The following is a 14,065-nucleotide window of genomic DNA, read 5'->3' on the forward strand; positions in this document are numbered from 1 at the left end:
GCGACCTCCCCCGCAGGCGGGGGAGGCGCTGACCGCCCGAGTCGGCAGAGATGGGGCAGCAACGCAATAATGGCTGGCGTCCGGGCGAAACCGCCCTGCCCTTACGGCTCCACGGCGAAGCGGAGGCGGCCGGTGGGTTTCAGGGACTTGGCGTCGAAGGTGCGGATCTCGGTGGTGCCGCCGACATCCAGCGTCACGGCCAGGCGGTCGCCGGCGGTGCCGGTGGCGACGATGCGGGCGCCCTTGGGCAGCATGGCGGTGAGGTCCGGGCCCGAAGCTGTGCTTCCATCGCCGCGGAAAAGGCGGTAGCCGATGGCGACCAGAAGCACTGCGATCGCGATCGAGGTGGTCACGCCCGCGATCATCATCATGCGCCGCAGCCGCGCCATCAGCTGGGCCTGCTCGGGCGAGGACGGCTCGGGCGCAACGGTGGAATTCATGGACATCTCGACTTCAAATCCTAGCGGCGTGATGACGGTGACGGTCGCCGGCGACGAAGGCTCGCCGCGGCTCGATCGCGTGCTCGCGGTCCGGCTGCCGGAGCTGTCGCGGTCGCGGCTGAAGGCGCTGATCCTGGCCGGTCAGGTCAGCCTCCGCGCGGAGGCGGTGCGGGACCCCGCTTATCACGTCGCCGCCGGCGACACGATCACAATCGACGTGCCGGAAGCGGTGCCGGCCGAGCCCGCGGCCGAGGCGATCCCGCTGAAAATCATCTACGAGGACGACGACATCGTCGTCATCGACAAGCCGGCCGGCCTCGTCGTGCATCCCGCGGCCGGGCACGAGACGGGAACGCTGGTGAACGCGCTGATCGCGCATTGCGGCGCCAGTCTTTCCGGGATCGGCGGGGTGAAGCGCCCCGGCATCGTGCACCGGCTGGACAAGGACACCACCGGGCTGATGGTGGTCGCCAAGAACGACATGGCGCACGCCTCGCTCAGCGCGCAGTTCGCCGATCACGGCCGCACCGGCGCGATGGAGCGCGGCTATCTGGCGTTTGCGTGGGGGGTGCCGCACCGGCCGCATGGCACCATCAACGCGGCCATCGACCGGCATCCGCATGCCCGCGACAAGATGGCGGTGCGCCCGCGGGGGCGCGAGGCCATCACCCATTACGAGGTGCAGGAGAGCTTCGTCGGCCGCGACGGCAAGCCGGTGGCGTCGCTGATCGCCTGCCATCTCGAGACCGGGCGCACCCACCAGATCCGGGTGCATCTGGCTCACCTCGGCCATCCGCTGCTCGGCGATGCCGTCTATGGCCCGCATTTCAAGACCAAGGCGAACCAGCTCGCGCCGGCCGCGCGGGACGCGCTCGAGGCGCTCGGGCGGCAGGCGCTGCACGCCTATCTCCTGGTCATCGAGCACCCGCGGACGGGAGAAATAATGCACTGGGAATCGGAGCTGCCGGAGGATCTCATGCTGTTGAGGAGCGCCCTGCGAGCGGCGCTATGACGCAGCGCCTTCAGAAAAACGCAAGTATGCCAGCAGGTTATGGCAGCCACACGGGGACGTGACCCCCGGAATCCTTCCACCGGGGGGCGAAAATGGTGTATGTTGCGCCTGCGTCGAATGGTCGACGCATGGAACGTCGCAAACCGGCCGGCTTTAACCAAGCGACCGCTTTGCCTGGCCCGCCGCTATCGGGGGCCTGAACCAACTGGAGGGCGCTCGATGGCCCGTACAGCTACGCTGCCGGTTCTCAATGGAGAATCCGGACTTTCACGCTACCTCGCCGAGATCCGCAAGTTCCCGATGCTGGAACCGCAGGAGGAGTACATGCTCGCCAAGCGTTGGCGCGAGCATGACGACAGCGACGCAGCGCATAAACTCGTGACCAGCCACCTCAGGCTCGTGGCCAAGATCGCCATGGGCTATCGCGGCTACGGCCTGCCGATATCCGAAGTCGTTTCGGAAGGCAATGTCGGCCTGATGCAGGCGGTGAAGAGGTTCGAGCCCGAGAAGGGCTTTCGCCTCGCCACCTACGCCATGTGGTGGATCAAGGCGTCGATACAAGAGTACATCCTGCGTTCCTGGTCGCTCGTGAAGATGGGCACCACGGCGAACCAGAAGAAGCTGTTCTTCAACCTGCGCAAGGCCAAGAGCAAGATCTCCGCGCTGGATGAAGGCGATCTGCATCCGGATCAGGTCAAGCTGATCGCGAAGCGCCTCGGCGTGACCGATCAGGACGTGGTCGACATGAACCGCCGCCTCGGCGGCGACGCCTCGCTGAACGCGCCGATCCGCGACGACGGCGAAGCGGGCGAATGGCAGGACTGGCTGGTCGATACCTCGCCCAACCAGGAAGCCATCATGGCCGAGCACGAGGAGTATGACCACCGCAGGCAGGCGCTGAACGGCGCGATCGGCGTGCTCAACGCGCGCGAGCGCCGCATCTTCGAGGCGCGACGCCTGGCCGATGAGCCGATGACGCTCGAGGACCTCGCCGCCGAGTTCGGCGTGTCGCGCGAGCGGGTGCGCCAGATCGAGGTGCGCGCGTTCGAGAAGGTGCAGTCCGCCGTCAAGGGCGCCATCGCCAAGCAGGAGGCGGCGGCCCTGGAGGCCGCGCATTAACGGCGCGGCTTACGGCTTGAAGGTGGTCTTTGGATGCGATCGGAGCCGGCGGAGACGCCGGCTTCTTGTTATGTGATCAGTTTGTTATGTGATCAGTCCGGCGCAGCGCGGGCGAGCCCGGCGAGCGCACAGCCCTCGCAATAGCGGGCATCCTTGTAGTCGATCCAGTTGTGCGCATAGATCCGCTCCCGCGGGATCTGATAGCGCAGCCGGAGCAGCTTCGAGAGAATGCGCCACGCGGCGACCTGGGCTTCGGTGGCGGGCCGGGTGACGTCGGGATAGTTGCCGGCGAACTCCACGCCGATGGAATTGTCGCGCACGACCTTGCGATAGGTCGGGCCGTTGTCGATATAGCGGTTGTCGTTGCGGTTGGCGCCGTCGCCATGCAGCGTCACCAGGGTTTCCGGCACCGCCCAATACACCGTGCCGTCGGTTTCCACCCACAGGGTGACGCCGCGCCGTTTCGGGTTCTTGGCTTGCGCCAGCGCCCCTGATCGCGCCGATCCCGCCGGCCCTTCGGTCTGGTGGACGATGATGTTGGTCCAGGGATGGGCCTGGGCGGGATCGCCCCACGGCGCCAGCCAGACCATCTTCAGACCGGGGATGTCCGGCGTGCCGGACGAGCGGGCGAGCGACGTGAGATCCTCGGCCGAGACCGGCGCAGGAAGGAGAAGCAGCGCGAGCGCTGCGCGGAGGAAGAACAGAACCGGCCTCATGGCCGGCAACGATAGCACCGGCTACCCGGCGGTGGCATCCTGCCGGCGCGGCGGCGCCATCATCGGCTCGATCTGGTCCGGCGCCAGTGCCGGCGTCTCATGGTCGCCGGCGAAGACGGCATAGCGGTTCTTGCCCTCCTTCTTGGCGGCATAGAGCGCCTGGTCCGCCCGCGCCATCAGCCGGTCGGGGAATGCGCCGACATCCTCGGTCCATTCGGCGATGCCGATCGAGACCTCGATCGGCACCTCGGCGCCGGCACAGGCCTCCGCATCGTCGCGGCAAACCTGCAGGATGCGCCGCGCGATCATCGCGCCTTCGCGCAAGGCGGACGCCGGCAGCACGATGCAGAATTCGTCGCCGCCGGTGCGCGCCAGCATGTCGCCGGGGCGCAGCCGGGTCTGGGCCATCAGCGTGAAGTGCTGCAGGCAGGCATCGCCGGCGGCATGGCCATGGGTGTCGTTGATGGTCTTGAAGCCGTCGAGGTCGATCACCAGCAGCGCGAACGGCCGCCGCGAGCGCTCGGCGCGCGCGCATTCCTCGCTCAGGCGCTGCATCAGGTGACGGCGGTTGGCGACGCCGGTGAGATCGTCGAGCAGCGCGAGATCGGCGACCTCGTTGCGCAGCCGGTCCACCGCCATCAGCAGGAAGCCGAAGTTGAGCGACATCGACAGGAAGATCAGCAGCAGCACCGCGGCTGCCTGGCCGCTGGTGGAGTGGCTGAAATTGAAATCGGCGCCGACGAACGCCCCGATCGACCGCGCGGCAAACACCGCGATGATCAGAACGGACAGCAGGCCGGCCAGCCGCGCTCCCGGATTGACGGGCCCGCGCCTCGCATCCAGCACCAGCCGCGCGATGATCGCCATGGGGACCGCCTGCCCGATCGAGTAGCATAGGATCCTCAGCGGGCCGTGGTCGTACACGTATTGAAAGAATGCGATCGACGCGCAGGTCATCGCAACGACGGTCAAGCTCAGCCGCCACGACGCCCTGTAGCCATAGAAGCGCTCGACACCCATCGCCGCGAGGCAGATCGCGAAGGTCATCAGCGAGCCGCCGGCCAGCAGCGGAACGAACGAGCCGAAATAGAACCGCGTCAGCGCGAACGTCGCCGCTGGCGCGCACATGAACGCAGACGCCGTCCAGTACCGCGCCGAATCCAGATTGGGATAGCTGCGCATCACGTAGGCCCAGATCAGGCCCAGCGCGAGGAAATTGACCACGAAGGCGGTCCATAGCGTCGGAACGTTCAGCATCCCGACAGCAGGACGCCGCAGCTCCTGTCCTCGATGTTCAATAGCGCCGCGCTCATGAGCTACCCTGTTGTTCGCGGCAACATGGGCGCGGCGCAGTTAACGGTTCCTCAAGGTCGCAACCAAGATTGCGCCTTGGTTTTGAATCAATGAAGACACCTTTTACGATCCGCTAACCTTGTCACGACCTGCGTGCCAACGGCGCAACTGGCCGGCGAATGCATCGAGCTGTGGATAAGCGCAACCGTGCTGGTGACAGCGTGAGGCAGAGCTTCGCGAATCTGCTGGGATCGACACCCGAGGCTGATGCATGGCTGGCGTGCGCCAGCGAAGCCTCGAAGTCGCGTTGCAATCCATCAACTCCTGACGAGGATTCCATGGCGAAGAAGGCGAAGAAGGCCGCAAAGGCCACCAAGAAAGCTGCGAAGAAGACCAAGAAGGCTGCCAAGAAGAAGTAGTTGCACTTCCCGGGTGGGAGCGCGGCTTCCACCCGGCTCTCAGTCGACTCGGCCGCTAGCCGGTCCCACGTCTCCACCGGTCGACATTGCCACGCATCACCCTTTGAGCGACGCTGGCGGAGCAAGACCTTGGCCTCACCCGATATCGGGCGCGCGCTCGAGCGTCACCTCGGCTTCGCGCAGCACGTCCAGCGGCGCCCACGGCTTGCTCCAGAACTTCGTGCCGCCCGGCAGCGGCTGCGACAACGGCCGGCCAGAAGTGACGACCACATTGATGTGGGGGTGACGCGCCTTGGCGAGATGGGCAAGCTCGACCCCGTTCATGCGGCCCGCCAGATTGACGTCGGTCATCAGCAGCACGATGCGATGACCCGGCTTGTTCAGGACGAGTTCGGCGGCCTCCGCGCTCTCACACGCGATCACGTCGTACTCGCTCTCTTCGAGCAGCAGCGTGATCATCTCGCGCTGCGCCAGATCGTCTTCCACGATCAGTGCGGTGGCACGGAAAGGTTGCGACTGTCCCATGCAGGTCCTCCACGAATGTGTGCTCGTAAAGTAATGTGAGTTAAAAGCTGAACGGCCGGATGGTTCGGTTCCAATCAGAAAAAGTGGCAGAAAACCCAGCTGCAATTGGAACAGGCACGTAGATCCGGTCGATCAGGGGAGTGAAGCGACAATGACGATCATTCGAGGCGCATCTGCCGCCGTGACAGGCGCAGCCAGCGGCATTGGCCGTGCGCTGGCGCAGGAGCTGGCGGCGCGCGGTTGCGATCTCGCGCTCGCCGACCGCGACGAGGCGGGCCTCGCAAGCCTCGCCGCCGAGCTCGCCGCGAGCGGCCGCAAGGTGACCACGCACCGGCTGGACGTCAGCGATGTCGCTGCAGTCACCCAGTTCGCCGAGGACGCGACCCGCGCGCATCCCGACCTCAACATCGTCGTCAACAATGCCGGCGTGGCGCTGTTCGGCAGCTTCGCCGAGATCGATCAGGCGGAGATGGAGTGGCTGTTCAACATCAATTTCTGGGGCGTCGTGCACGGCACGCGCGCGTTCCTGCCGCATCTTTCGCGCCAGCGCGAAGCGCATGTCGTCAACCTGTCCTCGATCTTCGGCATCATCGCTCCGCCCGGCCAATCGGCCTACGCCGCGGCAAAGTTCGCGGTGCGGGGATTTTCCGAGAGCCTGCGTCACGAACTCACAGCCGCCGACAGTCCCGTGCGGCTGTCCGTCGTGCATCCCGGCGGCATCGCCACGGCGATTGCGCGCAACGCCCGCGCCGGCCACGGCATGACCGACAATGCGCGCCGCGTGCAGGCCATCGAACGGTTCGAGCGGCTCGCCAGGACCAGCCCGCGCGATGCCGCGTTGCGGATCATCGAGGGCATCGAGCGCAATGAGCCCCGCATCCTGATCGGCGGCGATGCGCGCTTCATGGATCTCCTGCAGCGGTTCATGCCGGGCACCTATTGGCGCGTGATGGCGAAGCGGCTCGAGAAGGCGGCCGCGAAGCAGGCGTGAGCCACGGGACGGGAGGCGCCGCCCCGCCTCGCGCTCTCGAGACCACGGCACCAGGACACAGCTCATGCCGGTCGGACACGGGAATCACCCCCGTGGCGGATACGCCGGAGCGATCGGCGTGTCGGCGAGCTTGATACTTCAGCCACCCAACGACCGGTCAGGCCGCTCTGATATGAGCCAGGAACTGGTTGACCTCGCTGCGCAGCCGGGTCGACTGCTGCGCGAGCTCGCCGGCCGCCGACAGCACCTCGTTAGCGGCGTGGCCGGTCTGCACGACCCCGGTCGTGACGCCCGCGATGTTGCGCGTGACGTCCTGGGTCTTGCCGGCGACGACGTTCACATTGCCGGCGATCTCGCGGGTCGCGGCGTCCTGCTGCGCGATCGATGAGGCGATGATGGTCGAGATCTCGTCGACCTCCTGGATCGTGGTGCAGATCATGCCGATGCTCTGGACCGCGGCGGCGGTTTCGGCCTGAACCGCGGCGATCTGAGCACCAATCTCTTCGGTCGCCTTGGCCGTCTGGGTCGCCAGTGTCTTGACCTCGCTGGCGACGACGGCGAATCCCCTGCCCGACTCGCCGGCGCGCGCGGCCTCGATCGTCGCATTCAGCGCCAGCAGATTGGTCTGGCTGGCGATCTGGTTGATGAGTGCGACGACCTCGCTGATCTTGCTGGCGGCAACGTTGAGCCGCTGCACCTTGTCGTTGGATTGCTGCCCTTCGTCCGCGGCCTTGCGAACCACGGACGATGCACGCTCGAGCGTCTTGCTGATCTCGTTCATCGAGGATGACAGCTCTTCGGCCGCCGAGGCAACGGTGTTGACATTATCCGATGCGGAGCCGCACGCCTGCGACACCGTCAGGGCCTGCTGCTTCGATTGATCGATCGTCACCGACATCGAACGAGCGGTCGCCTCCATTTCAATGGCCGCAGCCGACACTGCGTCGACAACGCCGCGGACGCTGGCCTCAAAGCCATCGGCCACCTCCATCAGCATGCGGCGCCGGTCCTCCTCGGCACGAGCCTGGGCCTTCTCCTGCTCCGCCTGCAGATCCCTCATCCGGATGGCGTTGTCCCTGAAGACCGAAACGGCGCGCGCCATCTGTCCAACCTCGTCCTTGCGCCAGTCGGCCGGGACGCTGACGTCCAGGTTGCCATCGGCGAGCTCGCGCATGGCGCTCGTCATCTGGACGATCGGGCGGGAGATGCTGCGCGCGATCAACAGCCCGGCGAGCGCGATCAGCACGAGGCCGGCCAGCGTCATCCCGATCGCCAACGCCCCGGCGCGATTGCGAGCCTGGATGAACTCGCTGTTGTCCATGATGATCTCGACGGCGCCGATCGGCTTGCCGGAGAAATCCTTGATCGGGCCCAGCAGCGCGACCACCGGAACGCCTTTGAGCTGTCCTTGGCGCGACAGGAAGCTGCCGGCCGATGCCTCCCGATACTCGCCGCTTGCGAAGAAGGAGGTCTCCCCGATCGTTGTCGCGAACAGCTTGAAGCCGTTGTCGCCAGCCAAGCGGAACGCGACGTCGACATTCCGGCTGCGCTTGAACTCGTCGAAGAAGTTTTGGCCAAAGGTCAGGCCGAACTCGACCGAGCCCAGATGTTTGCCGGCGGAAACGATCGGTACGACGCCGCGGAGGCCGAGGCCGGCAACGCCGCCCTCCAGCCCGACGATCGGCTTGCGGTCGGTGTTGGCGGCCACCACCGTCTTGCGGAAGCCCGACAGATCGTCGCCGAACTTGGCCGGCTGGTGCACGCGCAGGAAGGACATCGCCGGCGGCGTGTGAAACTGAAACTGGTCGACACCGTAATCGGACTTCATGCTGGCCATGCCCGCGCCGAACAGCCGCATCAAGGCGTCGCGGTCGTTCTGCGCCATGGCGTCCTGGACGGCGGGGATCTTGGCGACCACCGCGCTCATGGCTTCCGCGCGGGTCGACTCCAGCTGCAGGCGCGAATTGAAGGCGTCATATTGGGCGTGGAGCTCGCGCTCATTGGCGCGGTCGATGATGCCGCCGATGATCCACATGGCGACCAGCAGCACGAAGAGGGCCGTCGCGGCCGCGCCGATCACCAGAGAGAGGGTGATCCGGGTTCTCAAGCCAACAAGCTTCAACATGCAATCCTCGAACGTCGACCGGTGTTCGAGTATTGCAGCGTTGCAACTAATTATTCCTGAACGAGTCAACCAATGGAGTGGACCAACAACAAATTAGCTGCTGCGGGCGAGAACGGCTATCGAAGCTTTCCGCCGCACACTTTACTCTTAACCTGCCGCAACCCACGCTGGTTGCAGGTCATTTCATCTCAACCAGAACAGATCCGTTCGGAACGTCCTGACAGAGCAGAAGGTCGGATCTGTCGGACAGGGCGCGTTCAGGCGACAGGACCGCCGCGCGCCCGCCAGCGGCTCATGCCGCCGGCATAGTGGCGGATATCCTGCCGCCCCGCCGACAGCGCCCGCCGCAGCGCGGTGGCCGAGCGGCCGCCAGCCTGACAGATCAGAACCACCGGCTTGTCGTGCACGAGGTCGCCCGGGTCGAAACGCGACAGCGGGTGATTGACGGCGCCGGGAATGTGTCCGCCCTTGAACTCATGCGGCTCGCGCACGTCGACGATGACGCAGCTCCGCTGCTGATGCGCCCGCACCAGCTCGTCATGCTCGATCGCCGGCACACTCGTCGATCCGGTCAGCTTGCTGAACAGTCCTGATAGCATAGGAGGAACCTCTCACTGATTGACATAGGGGGCACTCAGGCGACTCCGCCTACCCCTGTGTCCGCTTCGCCTTGGCCTCGGATGCTTCGACCCAGAAGAAGAACGCACCTGCGCCGATCGCGAGCGCGGCGAACCAGGCGCCATCCGGCACGCCGGTGATGTCGGGCAGCCGCACCTTGCCGAGCGCCCAAACATTCAGGACGTGAGCCTTCACCCAGTCGAAGCTCAGCGCATAGAGGATCGCGCCGACAATCATGCCGAAAGCGCCGACTGCGGCATGCACGCTGCCGCTGGCGATGGCGCCGAGCGCGGTGCCCGGGCAGTAGCCGTAGACCACCATGCCGACGCCGAACAGCGCCGCGCCGAGCGCGACCGCGAGCATGTTGGCGTCCTTGACGTAATATTTGGTGTTGCCGGTATCAACCAGCAGCAGCACGCCGATGCCGCCGACCAAGATCGCCGTGCCCATCACCTTCAGCACGGTGAAGTCGCGCAGCCGGAACTGGTTCTCGATCACGTTGCAGCTCGTGACCTTGCCCTGCTGCAGCAGATAGCCGAACACGGCGCCCATCAGCAGCGGGCCGGCGATGCTCATCAATGACGTCATGGCCATTCTCCTATGCTTTGCGGAACATGACGCGCGACGCCAGAAGGCCGGTCGCGAACATCACGGCGAGGAACAGCCAGCTCGACAGCGCCAATTGCAGACCGCCGGAGATGCCGTGTCCGCTGGTGCAACCGCCGGCCAGACGCGCGCCATACATGATGACGATGCCGCCGAGAAACGCGGCCACGAAGCGCTTGACCACAGACGGGCCAAAGCGCTCCTTCCAGACCTCCGGTACCAGTTCGAGGCGCCACGTGCCGGAGATGATCGCCGACAGGAATGCGCCGAACGGAATGCCGACCAGGAACCAGACGCCATAGTCCCATTTCAACGGCATCGACTTCCAATAGCTGTTGGCGGCGACGGCGTCGGATCCGATCACCGGCGCGGCAAACAGCGATGCGATGCGCGAAAACGCCGTCGTGACGCCGAGGGGGTCGCCGAACCCGGCAAAGGCCACCCAGCTGAGGACGCCGATGCCGGCGCCGACCAGATAGGGCGACCAGTCGATGCGCCTGGACTTGCCCAGATCCTTGACCATGACGTCGTTCATCATTGCCACGACGGGTCCTCCCTGCTGACGCGGCCCAGCGCCGCGACCGACTTACGTTACTATATGCATATATTCGAATTTCTGCAATTATAATTCAGCCGCTGCCGACGGGTGAGGTGAAAAGGCGGGGCTCTGCGGCAGCCTGACTGCGAGGAAACAGCGGCACTGACGAACTCGGGGACGGCAGCCCCGGGCAAGCCGCGGCGGAGCATGATCCGCCGCGACCCCACGCTCTGTTCATGTCGACGCGGGCCTCGCAAGCCCATCGTCACCACGCGCCTCGGTCGCGCAGCTTGCCGCGGCCGCGCGAAAGATCCTCGAGATGAGGCTCGCAGGCCACCGCAGAAGCGATGGCAGCGTGGCCGGCGCGCCTGTCAGCACACCCGACGCGGGCCGGCCGAAATGGCGGCGAGATCGGATCTGCGCGGCTCTCAGTCGCTACGAACCCTAGGCGGCTCTCACGCCGGCGATGAACTTCTTCACTTCCATGCTCAGTCTGGCACTGTCGTCGGCCAACGATTTCGCGGCGGACAGAACCTGGGAAGCCGCGGTTCCGGTATCGACGGCGCCGCGCTGCACATCCGCAACGTTGGCTGAGACCTGCTGCGTTCCCGCCGCCGCGTGCTGGACGTTGCGCGAGATCTCCTGCGTGGCAGCGCCCTGCTGCTCCACGGCCGATGCGATCGTCGACGAAATCTCCTGCCGTTTCTCGATGGTGATGCTGATGTCGCGGATCGCACCGACCGATTGCTGGGTGGCGGACTGGATGCCGGAGATCTGCTGGCCGATCTCGCCGGTGGCCTTCGCCGTCTGCTCGGCAAGCGCCTTGACCTCGGATGCGACCACGGCAAATCCGCGGCCGGCTTCGCCGGCGCGCGCGGCCTCGATCGTTGCATTCAGCGCGAGCAGGTTGGTCTGTCCGGCAATCGTATTGATCAGCTCGACGACGTCGCCGATGCGGGCAGCGGACTTCGAAAGCTCGCTGACCTGTTCATTGGTCTTGCGGGCCTGCGCCACCGCCTCATTGGCCATCTGGGCCGAATCCTGGACTTGCCTGCTGATCTCGTTGACGGACGCGGAGAGCTCCTCGGTCGCAGATGCCACCGACTGCACATTGGCGCAGGCTTCCTCGGAAGCCGCGGTGACGGATGTGGCCAGGTTCTGTGCGCGGCTCGCCGTGTTGCTGAGCCCGCCGGCGTGACCCTCCAATGTGCTCGATGCCGTGGACACGGTGTCGACGATCTCGCCGACCACGGCCTCGAAGCGGCCAGTGATCTCGTCAAGCCGCCGGCTGCGTTCCAGTTTCACCTCTGCCTCTTTCGAAGCGATATCGTCGGCCTGCTTCTTCGCGATCAAGGCGGTCTTGAAGACCTCCAGGGCGTCCGCCATCATGCCTACTTCGGTCTTCTGGCCGCGATAGGGGATCTCCGTCGCCAGGTTGCCCTCACAGAGCGCCTGCATCGGCCTGATGATGGAAGCGATGCACCGGGAAATATCGCGAACGAACCAGCTTCCGACGCCGATGCCGGCGAGAACGGCAAGGACGATGACCGTCGACATCAATGCAAATGCCTCGGCATAGCCATCCGCGGCGATCTTCGTCTCGGCGTCGGCGCCACGATTGTTGAGGTCAATCAGCTTTCGAAGATATTCGTCCGACTGATTGGCGACGCCCCGGACCGTCTTGTTGAACAGATCGCTTGCCTGCTTGGTCGCATTGCCGTTCCCTGCGCGCAGCACCTCGAGCACACCATCGGCAGCCTTGACATATTGCTCCCAGCCCCGCGACCAGCTCTCGAACAGGCTGCGCTCCTCGGAAGACGAGATCATCGCCTCATAGGAGCGGCGCGCCGTCGCAACGACGGCGAGCGTTGCCTTCATGTTGCGGTCGAGATTGTCCTTCTCCTCAGTCGTATCAGCCGTCATGTAGGCTCGGAGCTGCGCCCGATTGAGATTGATCGCCGAACGCAACTCGCCGAGCACGCGCACGCTCGGCAGCCAGTTCTTGGCGATCTGTTCGGTATGCGTGTTGATTGTCTGCATGCCGCGGACGGCCAGCAATCCGACGATGGTCATCGCCAGCAGCAGCAGCGCAATGACGGCCGCCATTTTTGCTCGAATGGAGAGTTGCGACATCTCGCGTGCCTTTCGTAGTCCCGGCGATTCGTATCGGTCCGCCGCATGATTGCGCCGTACCCCTCGCGACGGTAACACTCGACCTTCGCAAATTGGTTAACGAGCGGGATCTCGAGACTGGGATCTACCAACGTCATGTTCGGGCGCGATGGTCCGAATGCCCTGTTCGGCGCGCATCTCCTGTGGTCGACCCGCGGACTACGCGATCTGCGCTCCGGCGTGAACGACGCAAAGACACGTGTCTTCGGGTTCGATCCGATCTGATCAGACAATGTTTTTGTCAAAGGCTTGGAGTGCGCCGACACGCCAGGCGTCGACGAGCCTGTGACAGACAGGTCCCGGAGATTCATGGATGCTGCTCTTTGACGCTGCATTTTCAATGCCGCTCAGCAGAAGCAGGCTCGCTTCCGCAAGATGTCTCATGAAGGCATGACGGAGGGCGACTGAACCGGGCTCTGCGCCGGCTTGGCGGCGAACAGCCAGCGGTCGACGACAAAATCGGTGACGGCCGCACCCAACCACATGCCACCGAGCACGATCCACGCTGTGAGCGCAAACACCGATGCCCCCGTCACGCCGGCGCCGACGGCGCAGCCGCCCGCCAGCATGGCGCCGAATCCCATCAGGACGGCGCCGATCATGTAGCGGCGCATGCCGCGCCCATCCGAGAAGCCTTCGAGATTGAGTTCGCGCGCCAGCGCGGCCGCAACGAACGAGCCGATGAACACGCCCGGAATGATGCCGAGATCGAAGCCCGGCTTCAGCTGCGGGCTGGCGAGCACCTGCATCAGCAGTTCCGCCGAAGGACCGCTGAATGTGAGGCTCTTCAGCGGCACCGGCGAGAACGAGGCCTGGCCGAGCTGATAGGTGAGGAGCCAGCCCCCGGCGACCGCCGCACCCGCGGCCACCGCCGCGCGCAGGATCTTCGGGCCGACCTGAAACTTCGACACCGCGGCGAGCCCGGCCAGGAACCACAGCATGCCGAAGCCGAGCTTCTCGGGCGTGCCGCCGCCGAACAGGCTCATGATGTCGCGCGACGGTCCGCCGTCGACGAGCCAAAGATTGGTGAGCCACTCGCGTGCCGGCGCGAGCAGGCCGCGATAGGCCGACTGCGCCGTCACCGCGAAGATCAGGCCGGACAGCAGCGCCCGCAGATTGCCGTTGGCCGAGAGCACCAGCAGACGGCTGGCACAGCCGCGCGCCAGGATCATGCCGCAGCCGAACAGCGTGCCGCCGATCATCGCGCCGGAAATGCTGCCCTGCTGCGCCAGTTGGCGCGCTTCAGAGACGTCGAGCAGGCCCATCGCCACCAGTGCCTGGGTGCCCAGCAGCGCCGAGGCGAAGGTGAGGAGCCATACCGCCAGCCGCGGACCGCCCTGCCCGCGCGCGAACTCGACCGTGGCCGCCCGCAGGCAGAAGCGGCTGCGCTGGGCGAAGAAGCCGAACGCGCCGCCGGCCGCGAGCCCGCAAAGCAGCGACACCAGCTCCTCACCCAGAAGGTCGATCAATGCGGTGAGCACAGGCGCTCCC

General features: G+C 65.6%; 15 protein-coding genes. 5 read left to right on the forward strand and 10 right to left on the reverse strand.

All coding sequences use genetic code 11. The features are described 5' to 3' along the window. Nucleotides 1-101: 101 nt before the first annotated feature. Nucleotides 102-440: a hypothetical protein gene (locus QX132_RS08595; protein ID WP_315795684.1), complete on the reverse strand. Its 339-nt coding sequence runs from the start codon at nt 438-440 to the stop codon at nt 102-104. A gap of 31 nt (nt 441-471) precedes the next feature. Here QX132_RS08595 and QX132_RS08600 point away from each other — a divergent pair, with 31 nt between their 5' ends. Together QX132_RS08600 and rpoH are read left to right on the forward strand one after the other, a co-directional pair. Continuing rightward, a complete protein-coding gene (locus QX132_RS08600) occupies nt 472-1,452 on the forward strand; it encodes an RluA family pseudouridine synthase (protein WP_315796600.1) in 981 nt (326 codons plus the stop codon). Between the two features lie 219 nt (nt 1,453-1,671). Continuing rightward, the gene (gene rpoH, locus QX132_RS08605) at nt 1,672-2,571 is read left to right on the forward strand and encodes an RNA polymerase sigma factor RpoH (protein ID WP_315737032.1); all 900 of its coding nucleotides are present in this window, start codon (nt 1,672-1,674) and stop codon (nt 2,569-2,571) included. 92 nt (nt 2,572-2,663) lie between these two features. Here the strand turns inward: rpoH and QX132_RS08610 are convergent, their stop codons facing one another. Beyond that, on the reverse strand, nt 2,664-3,287 hold the full coding sequence (locus QX132_RS08610; RefSeq protein WP_316160740.1) for a peptidoglycan recognition family protein: 624 nt from the start codon (nt 3,285-3,287) through the stop codon (nt 2,664-2,666). Nucleotides 3,288-3,308: 21 nt separating this feature from the next. Beyond that, nucleotides 3,309-4,544, reverse strand: coding sequence for a GGDEF domain-containing protein (locus QX132_RS08615; protein WP_316160742.1), 1,236 nt, complete (start codon nt 4,542-4,544; stop codon nt 3,309-3,311). A 257-nt stretch (nt 4,545-4,801) separates the two neighbouring features. On the opposite strand from QX132_RS08615, the gene QX132_RS08620 reads away from it, so the two are divergent. Further along, nucleotides 4,802-4,999 carry a hypothetical protein gene (locus tag QX132_RS08620; protein ID WP_315813825.1) on the forward strand — a complete coding sequence of 66 codons (198 nt, stop codon included), beginning with the start codon at nt 4,802-4,804 and terminating at the stop codon, nt 4,997-4,999. A gap of 135 nt (nt 5,000-5,134) precedes the next feature. Here the strand turns inward: QX132_RS08620 and QX132_RS08625 are convergent, their stop codons facing one another. Then, nucleotides 5,135-5,524: a response regulator gene (locus QX132_RS08625; RefSeq protein ID WP_315736285.1), complete on the reverse strand. Its 390-nt coding sequence runs from the start codon at nt 5,522-5,524 to the stop codon at nt 5,135-5,137. Nucleotides 5,525-5,675: 151 nt separating this feature from the next. On the opposite strand from QX132_RS08625, the gene QX132_RS08630 reads away from it, so the two are divergent. After that, nucleotides 5,676-6,515, forward strand: a complete 840-nt coding sequence (locus QX132_RS08630; protein ID WP_316160744.1) for an SDR family oxidoreductase — start codon at nt 5,676-5,678, stop codon at nt 6,513-6,515. Between the two features lie 157 nt (nt 6,516-6,672). Here QX132_RS08630 and QX132_RS08635 read toward each other — a convergent pair whose 3' ends face one another. From QX132_RS08635 to QX132_RS08655, 5 genes are all read right to left on the reverse strand, one after another. After that, a complete protein-coding gene (locus QX132_RS08635; RefSeq protein WP_316160745.1) occupies nt 6,673-8,640 on the reverse strand; it encodes a methyl-accepting chemotaxis protein in 1,968 nt (655 codons plus the stop codon). A gap of 257 nt (nt 8,641-8,897) precedes the next feature. Continuing rightward, complete coding sequence (locus QX132_RS08640; RefSeq protein ID WP_315772279.1) at nt 8,898-9,239, reverse strand: rhodanese-like domain-containing protein; 342 nt, start codon at nt 9,237-9,239, stop codon at nt 8,898-8,900. A gap of 49 nt (nt 9,240-9,288) precedes the next feature. Next, nucleotides 9,289-9,846, reverse strand: a complete 558-nt coding sequence (locus QX132_RS08645) for a YeeE/YedE thiosulfate transporter family protein (RefSeq protein WP_315772277.1) — start codon at nt 9,844-9,846, stop codon at nt 9,289-9,291. A gap of 10 nt (nt 9,847-9,856) precedes the next feature. Next, nucleotides 9,857-10,399, reverse strand: a complete 543-nt coding sequence (locus QX132_RS08650) for a YeeE/YedE thiosulfate transporter family protein (RefSeq protein WP_315778341.1) — start codon at nt 10,397-10,399, stop codon at nt 9,857-9,859. 447 nt (nt 10,400-10,846) lie between these two features. After that, nucleotides 10,847-12,535 (reverse strand): methyl-accepting chemotaxis protein, encoded by a 1,689-nt coding sequence (locus tag QX132_RS08655; RefSeq protein ID WP_316160747.1) that lies wholly within the window; start codon nt 12,533-12,535, stop codon nt 10,847-10,849. Between the two features lie 135 nt (nt 12,536-12,670). Here QX132_RS08655 and QX132_RS08660 point away from each other — a divergent pair, with 135 nt between their 5' ends. Further along, nucleotides 12,671-12,799, forward strand: a complete 129-nt coding sequence (locus tag QX132_RS08660) for a hypothetical protein (RefSeq protein ID WP_316160749.1) — start codon at nt 12,671-12,673, stop codon at nt 12,797-12,799. A 155-nt stretch (nt 12,800-12,954) separates the two neighbouring features. Here the strand turns inward: QX132_RS08660 and QX132_RS08665 are convergent, their stop codons facing one another. Further along, on the reverse strand, nt 12,955-14,055 hold the full coding sequence (locus QX132_RS08665; RefSeq protein ID WP_315783131.1) for a YeeE/YedE family protein: 1,101 nt from the start codon (nt 14,053-14,055) through the stop codon (nt 12,955-12,957). Nucleotides 14,056-14,065: the final 10 nt, after the last annotated feature.

Origin of the sequence: Bradyrhizobium sp. SZCCHNRI20481, assembly GCF_032485055.1 — a bacterium.
Lineage (GTDB): Bacteria > Pseudomonadota > Alphaproteobacteria > Rhizobiales > Xanthobacteraceae > Bradyrhizobium.

Bases quoted from the DNA above. Each gene is read 5' to 3' on its own strand.
- QX132_RS08650 (WP_315778341.1), bottom strand. From the start codon at position 10,399: ATGAACGACGTCATGGTCAAGGATCTGGGCAAGTCCAGGCGCATCGAC.
- QX132_RS08610 (WP_316160740.1), bottom strand. From the start codon at position 3,287: ATGAGGCCGGTTCTGTTCTTCCTCCGCGCAGCGCTCGCGCTGCTTCTC.
- QX132_RS08600 (WP_315796600.1), top strand. From the start codon at position 472: ATGACGGTGACGGTCGCCGGCGACGAAGGCTCGCCGCGGCTCGATCGC.
- QX132_RS08635 (WP_316160745.1), bottom strand. From the start codon at position 8,640: ATGTTGAAGCTTGTTGGCTTGAGAACCCGGATCACCCTCTCTCTGGTG.
- QX132_RS08645 (WP_315772277.1), bottom strand. From the start codon at position 9,846: ATGACGTCATTGATGAGCATCGCCGGCCCGCTGCTGATGGGCGCCGTG.
- QX132_RS08655 (WP_316160747.1), bottom strand. From the start codon at position 12,535: ATGTCGCAACTCTCCATTCGAGCAAAAATGGCGGCCGTCATTGCGCTG.
- QX132_RS08640 (WP_315772279.1), bottom strand. From the start codon at position 9,239: ATGCTATCAGGACTGTTCAGCAAGCTGACCGGATCGACGAGTGTGCCG.
- rpoH (WP_315737032.1), top strand. From the start codon at position 1,672: ATGGCCCGTACAGCTACGCTGCCGGTTCTCAATGGAGAATCCGGACTT.
- QX132_RS08630 (WP_316160744.1), top strand. From the start codon at position 5,676: ATGACGATCATTCGAGGCGCATCTGCCGCCGTGACAGGCGCAGCCAGC.
- QX132_RS08595 (WP_315795684.1), bottom strand. From the start codon at position 440: ATGAATTCCACCGTTGCGCCCGAGCCGTCCTCGCCCGAGCAGGCCCAG.
- QX132_RS08660 (WP_316160749.1), top strand. From the start codon at position 12,671: ATGTTCGGGCGCGATGGTCCGAATGCCCTGTTCGGCGCGCATCTCCTG.
- QX132_RS08625 (WP_315736285.1), bottom strand. From the start codon at position 5,524: ATGGGACAGTCGCAACCTTTCCGTGCCACCGCACTGATCGTGGAAGAC.
- QX132_RS08615 (WP_316160742.1), bottom strand. From the start codon at position 4,544: ATGCTGAACGTTCCGACGCTATGGACCGCCTTCGTGGTCAATTTCCTC.